The sequence below is a fragment of the Pseudomonas sp. H1_A03 genome (assembly GCF_054685145.1).
Genome location: NZ_CP162829.1, coordinates 5,348,315 through 5,360,599, shown reverse-complemented (window position 1 = coordinate 5,360,599; position 12,285 = coordinate 5,348,315). Strand labels below are relative to the sequence as shown.

The window sequence follows — 12,285 nt, the reverse complement described above, 5'->3', positions numbered from 1 at the left end:
GCACAGAGATCAAGCCCGGTAGCTTCGCAAATAACCCCACCCCAATTGCCTTGATGGGCATGCTGACCGAACTGTTCAAGCAGCTCTTCAGCCAATTGCAGAGTCTTCTGCAGGGAGACGTGCGCCCGCCGGAGCCAAAAAGCAACGACTTACCTCTACCTCAGCCGCGTGTGCAGCCCGCTCCCGATACGACACCCGTCAACAAGCCAAAAGAGCCCATTCCCGAACTGTCTAATAAGCGTAACGGTGCAAAACCCAACAACATCTGGAATGGCTTTAGGCAGGGAAGCAAAGGTAACTGCGTAACGGTCTCGGCGATCAAGGCGGCGATGGCGAAGTTTGGCCAAAGCCCAACGGACATCTATAAGTCTGTTGAGAAGGTTGCAGACGCTTATAAAGTTGTTATGCGCGATGGGTTCGCGTTGACGTTGAAAGAATCTGAGTTGGACAGCGCTATTCGCGGTGCCGACTTTGTTCGCATGAATGATCGGGAAATGCTCAAGGATGCACACTTCCTTTTTGCGTGCTCTGCCAAGCGTGCGCAAATAGAGAATAACGATGGATTCGCGAACAGAAGCTTTGATGCAGCCATAAGAAGTCTTAACGATCGAGAGGATGAAAGTGGGCCGGGGGAGGGCCTTAAGCGTTTGGGGTTAAAGGATCATATGCAACGCGTGTCGGCGCGTGACTTGGCCGACAGGTCGTTGATCGGTATGGTCAACAGACGCGGGCACTCGGTTGCGGTGGTGGATGGAAGTGAAGAGTATTACGGGCGCAGAGGTGGCCGGCCCACCGGTGGGCAGGCGATTGCGCTGGTCTGATAACGCCGATAACTGTCCGATTTGACCCATGTAGCCGCAAAGGGCTCACCACGGAATGTTCGCATGGATGCCACTTTAACTGTAGTTCGTGGTTTAGCACGTTGACCTGTATGCACGCTTTGAAAGGTTGAACGACTACGCACTTGTGAAGGCTTAGTTGTGTGATTCAACTGGCCGATTAATCTGCCGCAGGATCAACGTGCTTTTTTATTTCAGACACTGCTTTATAAAGTTTTAGCGTTTTTCGCTGTGGACGCATCCACCTATTTCATTAAGCGTTAATGATATGAGTACGTCTGCCATTGAACCTTCTCCTCGCTTAATGCCCATGGTCACGACGAGTGTCCGCCCCCAGGCCGCCGCGGTGTTGCAGGGTTTCACTGAAACTGGTTTAAACCCGACCCTTGTCGGCGGTCAACAGCTCCCTGAATCCGATCATCGGCAGTGGTCGGCTGTGCCAATAGCCTTGGTACAGATGGCAACCCAAGCCCTGCAGAAATGTCAGTTGATCCTGGGTTTCCACACCCTCGGCGATCACCACCAGGTTCAGGCTGCGAGCCATCGCCACAATGGCGCGGATGATCTCGGCGTCGTTGGGGTCGTGAGTGGCGTCACGCACAAAGGATTGGTCGATCTTCAGCGCATCCACCGGCAGGCGCTTGAGGTAAGTGAGCGATGAGTAACCGGTGCCGAAGTCATCCATCGCAAAGCTCACGCCGAGTTTTTTTAAGCGGCGCATTTTGCTGATGGTGTCGTCCAGGTTCTGAATCACGATGCCTTCGGTGATTTCCAGTTTCAGCAGGCTGAACGGCAATTGGTGCTGCTTGAGGCTGCGCTCCACCCGCTCCACAAAATCGTTCTGGCGAAACTGCCGAGGGCTGATGTTCACGCATAGGCTGAAGTTCAACGGGTCTACCAGGCCTTCCGCGATCAGTTGTTGAAAGGCCGCGCAGGCTTCATCAAGGATCCAGGTGCCGACTTCAAGGATCAGGCCGCTGTCCTCCAGTACCTTGATGAATTCGGACGGCGACTGCGCGCCCAGCTGCGGGTGCTGCCAGCGCACCAACGCCTCGGCGCCGACGATCTTGTTGCCGCGTGCATCCACTTGCGGCTGGTAATGCACGCTGAACTCACCGCGCGACAGCGCCAGGCGTAAGTCGGTCTCCATGCGCAGGCGTTCGCTGGCGGTTTTTTGCATGCTGTTATAGGAACATCTGCGTGGTGTTGCGCCCTGAGTCCTTGGCGCGATACAGGGCGATGTCGGCGCGCTTGAGCAAGTCCGCCGGCGTGGTGCCATGGTCGGGAATCAGCGCCACGCCAATACTCGGCGTGACCTGCAAACGATGGCCATCGAGGAACATCGGCTCCGAGAGTAATTCGCGCAGGGTGTCGGCCAGTTCTTGCACCTGATTGCTGACTTCCATGCGCGAACCGTCCAGCCCACTGAGCAGCACCACGAACTCATCGCCGCCCAGGCGCGCCACGGTGTCTTCCATGCGCACGCTGGCCTCCAGGCGTGCGGTGACGATCTTCAGCACCGAGTCGCCGACCGGATGGCCGAGGGAGTCGTTGATGTGCTTGAAGTGGTCAAGGTCCAGGAACAGCAGCGCACCGCGCAAATTGTGGCGCTTGAGCAGGGCAATCTGCTGGCTCAGGCGGTCCATCAGTAGGGCGCGATTGGGCAGGTTGGTCAACGGGTCGTGGTAGGCCAGGTGGCGGATCTGTGCCTGGGCGTTTTTCAGCAGGCTCACGTCCCGCGCCGTCAGCAGCAGGCACGGGGTTTCATTCAGGGTGATGGGCTCCACCGAGACTTCCACCGCCAGTAACTCGCCGCGCTTGTTGTGCCAGAGCATTTCCAGGTGGTGGATGCGCCCTTTGATCTGCAATTCGGCCAATAGCGCCGCGCGTTGGTTTTCATCGGCCCAGATACCGATCTGGTAAAGGGTCAGGCCTATGGCGTCCTCGGCGCGATAGCCGGTCAGGCGGCAGAAACCGTCGTTGACCTCCACATAACGGCCGGTGTCGCGCTCGGTGATGGAAATCGCGTCGGGGCTGGAGTGGAAGGCCTTGGCGAACTTCTCCTCGCTGGCTTTGAGTGCAGCTTCCGAGCGTTGTTGCTGAGTGATGTCCCGCAGCGTGGTGACGATGCATGGCTGGTCGCCGACCTTGATCAAACGGCTGGAAATCACGCACGTCAGGCTCTGTCCGTTTTTGTGATGCGCCACAATCGCCACATTGCTCAGCGTTTGCTCGCGGATTACCCGCTCGATTCGCTGCAGGCGTTTGCTCGACTCGTCCCACAGGCCGATCTGCTCGGCACTTTTGTCGATCACCTCGGCGGCGGTCCAGCCAAAGGTTTGGGTAAAGGCAGGGTTGATCTCCATAAACACGCCGCTGTCCAGGCAGGTCACGCAGATGGGGTCCGGGCTGGCCTGGAACAGGCTGGCGAATTTTTCTTCGGAGGCGGTCAGGCGTTGTTCGCGTTCCACTTGGTCGGTGATGTCCAGCAAGGTGCCGGCCATCCGCAGCGGCGCGCCTTTATCATCGCGGTACAGGCGGGCACGGCTTTCAAGGTAGCGCGAGCTGCCGTCTTCCATGGGCACGCGGTAGGTCAGTTGATAGTTGCCGGCCGGCCCCTCGCGCAGGGTGCGGTAGGCGTTGCGCATGCTTTCGCGTTCTTCATTGGGCATGCCTTCGAAAAACGCGTCGAAAGACTCATGGAACGGTTCGGGCGGCAGGCCGTGCAGTTGGGCGGCGCGCGCCGAGCCATAGAGCATGCCGGTGGGGATGTGCCAGTCCCAGGTGCCCAGTTGCGCCGAGTCCAGCGCGAGGTCGAGGCGTTCCTGGCTGTCCTTGAGGGCTTGCTCGGCGTTTTTGCGCTCGGTGGTATCGAGAAAGGTGCTGAGTAAATACGCCTCACCCTCCAGCTCGACCTTTTGCGCGCTGAGGGTGCCATCGTGGACCTGGCCGTTGCTGGCACAAAATTGCACCTCCATGGTGATGGGCCGGCCCTTGCGCTGCGTGGCCTTGACCAGCAACGCACGTTGCTCCGGGTGGCGCCACAGGCCGAGCTCCAGGGTGCTGCGGCCGATGGCATCGGCCAGCGGCCAGCCAAAGAGCATTTCGAAATACTGGTTGGCCTCGCTGATCAAGCCGTCGGACTGGCGGGTCAGCAATACCATGTTGGGGCACAGGTGGAACAAGGTGGCAAAGCGTTTTTCGGAGTGGCTGAGCGCGTGCTCGCGTTCGCGCTGGCGGGTGGTCTCGCGGATCACCCCGATCATGCGGCGCCGACCGGCTTTGTCTGGCGCCAGGCTGCCGTTGATCTCCAGCCAGTGATGGGTGCCGTCCGGCCACTGGATGTGGTGGTGCATGGCCTGCTCGAATGGCTCGCCGGCCAGTACGGCGTGAAAGGCCCGCACTACACGGGCGCGATCCTGCGGCGCCAGCAGGTCGAGATAGTCCAGGTCCTTGGCCAACGGTTGGCGCGGGTCAAAGCCGAACAGCGCCTGGGTGCCCCGCGACCAGCTTATCCTGCCGCTGTCGATCTCCCAGCACCATGCACCCAGCCTGGCGGCATTGAGCGCTGCCAGCAGTTGTGGGGCACTGTCCCAGCTTTGCTCCGCCTCTTGAGGATCAAGGGCGTAGATGCGGGGCAGGGGTGGCAGGGAATCGACGGGGTTGCGCATTATCAAAGGGCCTTGGCTCGATGGGCGTATAAGCGCGGTTTCTTTCAGACCTTGAGGCCGCACAGTGTCATGCCGGTATCCCTGGCAGATCGACCTGTGCATCCAATAGGCTCATGAAAGCCCGCGCAGCGTTCGACAGCGTCCTTTCGGTGTGCACGATATAGCCTAGCTGGCGACTGAGCTGTATGCCCGGCAAAGCGATACTTGCCACCTGCTCATCGAGCATGGTGCGCGGTAAAACGCTCCAAGCCAGGCCGATCGACACCATCATCTTGATAGTTTCCAAATAGTTAGTGCTCATTGCGATATTCGGCGTGAGGCCCTGGGCCTCGAATAGCCGGCTGACAATATGGTGAGTAAAGGTGTTGCCGCCCGGGAAAACCGCGGGGTGGCCGGCGATATCGGCCAGGTTGACGCGGCCATTGCTGATCAGGCTGTGCTCCGGCGCCACCACGAAATCCAGCGGGTCGTCCCACACCGGGGTAGCACGTACGAGATTGTGCGGATCGGGCGCCAGGGTAATGACCGCCACTTCGGCGCGGCCGTGGAGGATTTCTTCGTAGGCCACTTCCGAATCGAGGAACTGAATATCCAGCGCCACATTCGGGTATTCCCGGGTAAAGGTGCGCAGCACAGGCGGCAGGCGGTGCAGGCCGATATGGTGACTGGTGGCCAGGGTCAGGCGGCCGCTGACTTCGCCGGTCAGGTTAGTGAGTGCGCGGCGCGTGTCGTCTAGCACATTGAGGATCTGATAGGCGCGCGGCAGCAGGGCCCGTCCAGCTTCCGTCAGGCCGACTTCTCGGCCCAGGCGGTCGAACAATCGTACCTTTAGTTGTTGCTCCAGGCCGGCAATGCGTTTGCTGATGGCGGGTTGGGTCAGGTGCAGGCGTTCACCGGCGCCGGAGAAGCTGCCAGTCTCGGCGATGGCGATAAAAGCATTGAGGTTGGCCAGGTCCATGGTGGTATTCCAGTTGGTAATCCAAAGCATAAAAAATATGAATTTGAGTTATTTAATGTAGCGCCATACCATCAGCCTCACAAGCCAAAGGGTTATTGAAAAGCCCGGCGTATAGAAGCACCGATGATGAGGACCGACTGATGGCCGGCAAAACGCTTTACGACAAGCTTTGGGATTCCCATGAAGTGAAACGGCGCGACGATGGTTCGTCGCTGATCTATATCGACCGTCACATCATCCATGAAGTGACCTCGCCCCAAGCGTTCGAAGGCCTGCGACTGGCCGGGCGCAAGCCCTGGCGCGTCGACTCGATCATCGCTACCCCGGACCACAACGTACCGACCACCCCTGAGCGCAAGGGCGGCATCGACGCCATCGTCGACACCGTGTCGCGTTTGCAGGTGCAGACCCTCGACGATTACTGCGACGAATATGGCATCACCGAATTCAAGATGAATGACGTGCGTCAAGGCATCGTCCACGTGATCGGCCCGGAGCAGGGCGCGACTTTGCCGGGCATGACCGTGGTGTGCGGCGACTCCCATACCTCCACTCACGGCGCGTTTGGCGCCCTGGCCCACGGCATCGGCACGTCCGAGGTGGAGCATGTGTTCGCCACCCAGTGCCTGGTCGCCAAAAAGATGAAGAACATGCTGGTGCGCGTTGAGGGCAAATTGCCGTTCGGCGTGACCGCTAAAGACATCGTGCTGGCGGTAATCGGCAAGATCGGCACCGCCGGCGGTAACGGCCATGCCATCGAGTTCGCTGGCAGTGCGATTCGCGACCTGTCCATCGAAGGCCGCATGACCATCTGCAACATGTCCATCGAAGCCGGTGCCCGCGTGGGCATGGTGGCGGCGGACGAGAAGACCGTCGAATACGTCAAAGGCCGTCCGTTCGCACCAGCAGGTGCTGACTGGGACGCTGCGGTCGAAGCCTGGAAAGACCTGGTGTCCGACGCCGATGCAGTGTTCGACACTGTGGTTGAGCTCGACGCTGCCCAGATCAAGCCGCAAGTCAGCTGGGGCACTTCGCCGGAAATGGTTCTGGCCGTCGATCAGAACGTGCCAGACCCGGCCAAAGAAGCCGACCTGGTCAAGCGCGGTTCCATCGAGCGCGCCTTGAAGTACATGGGTCTGAAAGCCAACCAGGCGATTACCGATATTCAGCTGGATCGCGTGTTTATCGGTTCCTGCACCAACTCTCGGATCGAAGACTTGCGCGCCGCAGCGGTGATCGCCAAAGGCCGCAAAGTCGCTTCGACCATCAAGCAAGCCATCGTGGTGCCAGGTTCGGGCCTGGTGAAGGCGCAAGCCGAGGCGGAAGGCCTGGACAAGATCTTCCTCGAGGCCGGCTTTGAATGGCGTGAGCCGGGCTGTTCGATGTGCCTGGCGATGAACCCGGACCGTTTGGAGTCGGGCGAGCATTGCGCGTCCACCTCCAACCGTAACTTCGAAGGGCGCCAGGGTGCCGGTGGGCGCACCCACCTGGTCAGCCCGGCCATGGCCGCTGCGGCTGCCGTCAACGGTCGTTTCATCGACGTTCGCGAATTGATCTGAGGAATACCCGATGCGTGCTTTTACACAACACACAGGTTTAGTCGCGCCGTTGGACCGTGCCAACGTGGACACCGACCAGATCATCCCCAAGCAGTTCTTGAAGTCGATCAAGCGCACCGGTTTCGGCCCGAACCTGTTCGACGAGTGGCGCTACCTGGACGTGGGCTATGCCTACCAGGACAACTCCAAGCGTCCGTTGAACAAGGACTTCGTGCTCAACGCCGAACGCTACCAAGGCGCCAGCGTGTTGCTCGCCCGGGAAAACTTCGGCTGCGGCTCCAGCCGTGAGCACGCGCCGTGGGCGCTGGAAGAATATGGCTTTCGCAGCATCATCGCGCCGAGCTATGCCGACATCTTCTTCAATAACAGCTTCAAGAACGGCTTGTTGCCGATCATCCTCACCGATGACGAAGTCGACGAACTGTTCAAACAAGTGGAAGCCGAGGAGGGCTACCAGCTGACCGTCGACCTGGCCGCGCAAACCGTGACCCGTCCGGACGGCAAGGTGTATCACTTTGAAGTCGACGCGTTCCGTAAGCACTGCCTGATCAACGGCCTGGATGACATTGGCCTGACCTTGCAGGACGGGGATGCGATTGCGGCGTTTGAGGCCAAGCACCGGGCTAGCCAGCCTTGGTTGTTTCGTGATGCCTGATATGAGGTAGGCCGTGCGGGCCCCATCGCGGGCAAGCCCGCTCCCACATTTTGACCTGTGAACACGGTCAAGTGTGGGAGCTGGCTTGTCGGGTCGCCGCATCGCTGCGATAGCGCCCGTACCAACACCCCAAAACCCAAGGAAAACCACCATGACCACCACCGCCCACACCCAAGTCGTGCAAAAACAATTCGGCGAGCAAGCCTCGGCCTACCTGAGCAGTGCCGTGCACGCCCAAGGCACCGAATTCGCGCTGCTCCAGGCCGAACTGGCCGGGCAGGGCAGTGCGCGACTGCTGGATTTGGGCTGCGGCGCCGGTCATGTGAGTTTCAATGTGGCGCCGCTGGTCAAAGAAGTCGTGGCCTACGACCTTTCCCAGCAGATGCTCGACGTAGTTGCCGGCGCAGCTGTAGATCGCGGCCTGGACAACATCCGCACCGTACAGGGCGCCGCTGAACGCCTGCCGTTCGCCGACGGCGAGTTCGACTTCGTGTTCAGCCGCTATTCGGCCCACCACTGGAGCGACCTTGGCCTGGCCCTGCGTGAAGTGCGCCGGGTGCTCAAGCCAGGCGGCGTGGTGGCCTTCGTGGACGTCTTGTCACCGGGCAGCCCGCTGTTGGACACTTACCTGCAAACCGTCGAAGTACTTCGCGACACCAGCCACGTGCGCGATTACTCCGCCGCCGAATGGATGCGCCAGCTCAGCGAAGCCGGTTTGCACGTACGCAACAGCAGCCGTCAGCGCCTGGGCCTGGAATACACCTCGTGGGTCGAGCGCATGCGCACGCCAGAGGTATTGCGCGCCGCAATCCTTGAGCTGCAAACGGCGATGGGCCAGGAAGTGCGCGACTATTACGAAATTCAAGCCGACGGCACCTTCAGCACCGACGTGCTGGTGGTCTGGGCCGAACGCTGATTGATTTTTCCCGACCTGCCCACGGGCGGGTCGCTTGATGAAATGAGGAACGCATGAGCAAGCAGATTCTGATTCTCCCTGGCGACGGTATTGGTCCGGAAATCATGGCCGAAGCGGTCAAGGTCCTGGAACTCGCCAACAGCAAGTACAGCCTGGGCTTTGAGCTGAGCCACGACGTGATCGGCGGCGCGGCCATCGACAAGCACGGCGTGCCGCTGGCCGACGAAACCCTGGACCGCGCCCGCGCGGCTGACGCCGTACTGCTCGGTGCCGTGGGTGGCCCGAAATGGGACAAGATCGAACGTGACATCCGCCCTGAGCGCGGCCTGCTGAAAATCCGCGCGCAACTGGGCCTGTTCGGCAACCTGCGCCCGGCGATCCTCTATCCGCAACTGGCCGATGCCTCGAGCCTCAAACCGGAAGTGGTGGCGGGCCTGGATATCCTGATCGTGCGTGAGCTGACCGGCGGTATCTATTTCGGCTCGCCACGCGGCGTGCGTGAGTTGGAGAATGGTGAGCGCCAGGCCTACGACACACTGCCGTACAGCGAGAGCGAAATCCGCCGTATCGCCCGTGTCGGCTTCGACATGGCCCGCGTGCGTGGCAAAAAGGTTTGCTCGGTGGATAAAGCCAACGTATTGGCTTCCAGCCAGCTGTGGCGCGAAATCGTCGAAGAAGTGGCCAAGGACTACCCGGACGTCGAACTGAGCCACATGTACGTCGACAACGCCGCCATGCAACTGGTGCGCGCGCCGAAGCAGTTCGACGTGATCGTCACCGACAACCTGTTCGGCGACATCCTGTCCGACCAGGCGTCGATGCTCACCGGTTCCATCGGCATGCTGCCGTCGGCGTCCCTGGACACCAACAACAAGGGCATGTACGAGCCTTGCCACGGCTCGGCGCCGGACATCGCGGGCCAGGGCATTGCCAACCCGCTGGCGACGATTCTGTCGGTGTCGATGATGCTGCGTTACAGCTTCAACCTGGGCGACGCCGCAGACGCCATCGAGAAAGCCGTGAGCCTGGTGCTGGACCAGGGTTTACGCACTGGCGACATCTGGTCGCAGGGTTGCACCAAGGTGGGTACGCAAGAAATGGGCGACGCAGTAGTCGCCGCGCTGCGGAATCTGTAATCTCTCGGGCCCGCTTGCAGTTGTTGCTGCAAGGCGGCCCACTTTTTAACAAGGTGTAGTTGCGATGAAACGTGTAGGTCTGATCGGTTGGCGCGGTATGGTCGGTTCCGTGCTCATGCAGCGGATGCTGGAAGAGCAGGATTTCGATCTTATTGAGCCGGTGTTTTTCACCACTTCGAACGTGGGTGGCCAAGGGCCGTCCGTGGGCAAGGATATTGCCCCGCTCAAAGACGCCTACAACATTGAAGAGCTGAAGACCCTCGACGTGATTCTGACCTGTCAGGGTGGCGACTACACCAGCGAAGTCTTCCCCAAGCTGCGCGAAGCCGGCTGGCAGGGTTACTGGATCGACGCCGCCTCGAGCCTGCGGATGCAGGATGATGCGGTAATCGTCCTGGACCCAGTGAACCGCAAGGTCATCGACCAGCAACTGGACGCCGGCACCAAGAACTACATCGGCGGCAATTGCACCGTCAGCCTGATGCTGATGGGCCTGGGCGGTTTGTTTGAAGCCGGCCTGGTCGAGTGGATGAGTGCCATGACCTATCAGGCGGCCTCCGGTGCCGGCGCGCAGAACATGCGTGAACTGATCAAGCAAATGGGCGCCACCCACGCAGCCGTCGCCGATCAACTGGCGGACCCGGCCAGTGCGATCCTCGATATCGACCGTCGTGTGGCCGAAGCCATGCGCAGCGATGCGTACCCGACCGAGAACTTCGGCGTGCCATTGGCTGGCAGCCTGATCCCATGGATCGACAAAGAACTGCCGAACGGCCAGAGCCGCGAAGAGTGGAAGGCCCAAGCCGAGACCAACAAGATCCTCGGTCGCTTCAAGAGCCCGATCCCGGTGGATGGCATCTGCGTGCGTATCGGCGCGATGCGCTGCCACAGCCAGGCGCTGACCATCAAACTGAACAAAGACGTGCCGATTGCCGATATCGAAGGGCTGATCAGCCAGCACAACCCATGGGTCAAGCTGGTGCCGAACAACCGTGATATCAGCATGCAGGAGCTGAGCCCGACCAAGGTCACCGGCACCCTGAATGTACCGGTGGGGCGTCTGCGTAAGCTGAACATGGGTACCCAGTACCTGGGCGCGTTCACCGTTGGTGACCAACTGCTGTGGGGCGCGGCTGAGCCGTTGCGTCGTATGTTGCGGATTTTGCTGGAGCGTTGATCGCTTGAGGCAAGATGAGAAACCCGCGTTCTGGTGACAGGCGCGGGTTTTTTATTGTTCTTTCGGGCGCTATCGCAGGCAAGCCAGCTCCCACATTTGATTGCATTTCAACTGACGAAACTCGGTCGAATGTTGGAGCGGGCTTGCTCGCGAAGGGGTCATCAGCCACACCACAAAAGCTGGGTTAATTGCCTCACCCCCCACCACCCGGTAAAGTGCCGCTCCCCCGCAATGCCCGAGGCAGCCCCCATGACCCAGACCTTTGATATCGCCGTAATCGGCGCCACCGGCACCGTTGGCGAAACCCTGGTGCAGATCCTTGAAGAGTTGAGCTTCCCGGTGGGCACCCTGCATTTGCTGGCGGGCAACAACTCGGCTGGCGCGTCCGTGCCGTTTCGCGGCAAGAACGTGCGGGTGAGGGAGGTCGATGAGTTCGACTTCAGCAAAGTGCAGCTGGCGTTTTTTGCGGCGGGGCCGGCGGTGACCTTGAGTTTCGCGCCGCGTGCCACCGCGGCGGGTTGCTCGGTGATCGACTTGTCTGGCGCCTTGCCGGCCGCGCAAGCGCCGCAAGTGGTGCCGGAAGCCAACGCCCATGTGCTTGATGGCCTGGTAAAACCGTTCCAACTCGGCAGCCCAAGCCCGTCGGCGACCAACCTGGCGGTGGTCCTGGCGCCCTTGCGTGGCCTGCTGGATATCCAGCGCGTGAGCGTCACCGCCAACCTGGCGATGTCGGCCCAGGGGCGTGAGGCGGTCAGCGAGCTGGCACGGCAAACCGCCGAGCTGCTGAACATGCGCCCGCTGGAACCGACGTTCTTTGATCGTCAGGTGGCCTTCAATGTGTTGGCGCAAGTCGGCACGCCAGACGCCCAGGGTCATACAGCCTTGGAAAAGCGCCTGGTCCATGAACTGCGTGCAGTGCTGGAATTACCTTTGCTAAAGATTTCCGCAACGTGCGTTCAAGCCCCGGTGTTTTTTGGCGATAGCCTGACTGTGTCTCTGCAACTGGGCGCAGCGGTCGATCTCGCCGCCGTGACCCGCGCACTCGACGCAGCGCCAGGTATAGAGCTTGTGGACGAGGGCGACTATCCCACCGCAGTGGGCGACGCAGTAGGCCAGGATGTTATTTATGTAGGGCGGGTCCGCAGGGGCGTGGATGACCCGGCGGAACTAAATCTGTGGCTGACGTCAGATAACGTACGCAAAGGCGCCGCACTGAACGCCGTACAGCTGGCGCAGTTGTTGATAAAAGACCTTGTGTAAAAGATACTTGGCGGCAATTTGTAGATTGATTCTAGCCAGGCGCTATGCTTGGCCCAAAGCAGAACAGAAGCGCGTCGGTAACCTATCGGCTCGCCATGCCTTATGGCAGCGGTT

At 60.4% G+C, this 12,285-nt stretch carries 8 protein-coding genes and 1 pseudogene; 7 read left to right on the top strand and 2 right to left on the bottom strand.

From position 1 onward, the window contains the following. Positions 1–59: 59 nt before the first annotated feature. Positions 60–821 (top strand): hypothetical protein, encoded by a 762-nt coding sequence (locus AB4O35_RS24735; protein ID WP_371913943.1) that lies wholly within the window; start codon positions 60–62, stop codon positions 819–821. A gap of 391 nt (positions 822–1,212) precedes the next feature. Here the strand turns inward: AB4O35_RS24735 and AB4O35_RS24730 are convergent. Both AB4O35_RS24730 and AB4O35_RS24725 read right to left on the bottom strand, forming a co-directional pair. Continuing rightward, positions 1,213–4,510: pseudogene (locus AB4O35_RS24730) on the bottom strand (EAL domain-containing protein). 67 nt (positions 4,511–4,577) lie between these two features. Beyond that, a complete protein-coding gene (locus AB4O35_RS24725) occupies positions 4,578–5,468 on the bottom strand; it encodes a LysR family transcriptional regulator (protein WP_065874116.1) in 891 nt (296 codons plus the stop codon). A 140-nt stretch (positions 5,469–5,608) separates the two neighbouring features. Between AB4O35_RS24725 and leuC the strand changes: the two genes are divergently transcribed. From leuC to AB4O35_RS24695, 6 genes are all read left to right on the top strand, one after another. Next, the gene (gene leuC / locus AB4O35_RS24720; protein WP_049712328.1) at positions 5,609–7,027 is read left to right on the top strand and encodes a 3-isopropylmalate dehydratase large subunit; all 1,419 of its coding nucleotides are present in this window, start codon (positions 5,609–5,611) and stop codon (positions 7,025–7,027) included. Positions 7,028–7,037: 10 nt separating this feature from the next. Further along, entirely contained in the window at positions 7,038–7,682 is a 645-nt protein-coding gene (gene leuD / locus AB4O35_RS24715; RefSeq protein ID WP_065874114.1) for a 3-isopropylmalate dehydratase small subunit, read from the top strand. Between the two features lie 151 nt (positions 7,683–7,833). Next, complete coding sequence (locus tag AB4O35_RS24710) at positions 7,834–8,598, top strand: class I SAM-dependent methyltransferase (protein ID WP_065946359.1); 765 nt, start codon at positions 7,834–7,836, stop codon at positions 8,596–8,598. 53 nt (positions 8,599–8,651) lie between these two features. Beyond that, complete coding sequence (leuB, locus tag AB4O35_RS24705; RefSeq protein ID WP_003192555.1) at positions 8,652–9,734, top strand: 3-isopropylmalate dehydrogenase; 1,083 nt, start codon at positions 8,652–8,654, stop codon at positions 9,732–9,734. A 64-nt stretch (positions 9,735–9,798) separates the two neighbouring features. After that, positions 9,799–10,911, top strand: a complete 1,113-nt coding sequence (gene asd / locus AB4O35_RS24700) for an aspartate-semialdehyde dehydrogenase (protein WP_032859466.1) — start codon at positions 9,799–9,801, stop codon at positions 10,909–10,911. 249 nt (positions 10,912–11,160) lie between these two features. Beyond that, complete coding sequence (locus AB4O35_RS24695; RefSeq protein WP_065880884.1) at positions 11,161–12,171, top strand: aspartate-semialdehyde dehydrogenase; 1,011 nt, start codon at positions 11,161–11,163, stop codon at positions 12,169–12,171. The last annotated feature ends 114 nt before the right edge of the window (positions 12,172–12,285 follow it).

Bases quoted from the DNA above. Each gene is read 5' to 3' on its own strand.
- leuD (WP_065874114.1), top strand. From the start codon at position 7,038: ATGCGTGCTTTTACACAACACACAGGTTTAGTCGCGCCGTTGGACCGT.
- leuC (WP_049712328.1), top strand. From the start codon at position 5,609: ATGGCCGGCAAAACGCTTTACGACAAGCTTTGGGATTCCCATGAAGTG.
- leuB (WP_003192555.1), top strand. From the start codon at position 8,652: ATGAGCAAGCAGATTCTGATTCTCCCTGGCGACGGTATTGGTCCGGAA.
- AB4O35_RS24695 (WP_065880884.1), top strand. From the start codon at position 11,161: ATGACCCAGACCTTTGATATCGCCGTAATCGGCGCCACCGGCACCGTT.
- AB4O35_RS24710 (WP_065946359.1), top strand. From the start codon at position 7,834: ATGACCACCACCGCCCACACCCAAGTCGTGCAAAAACAATTCGGCGAG.
- AB4O35_RS24735 (WP_371913943.1), top strand. From the start codon at position 60: ATGCTGACCGAACTGTTCAAGCAGCTCTTCAGCCAATTGCAGAGTCTT.
- asd (WP_032859466.1), top strand. From the start codon at position 9,799: ATGAAACGTGTAGGTCTGATCGGTTGGCGCGGTATGGTCGGTTCCGTG.
- AB4O35_RS24725 (WP_065874116.1), bottom strand. From the start codon at position 5,468: ATGGACCTGGCCAACCTCAATGCTTTTATCGCCATCGCCGAGACTGGC.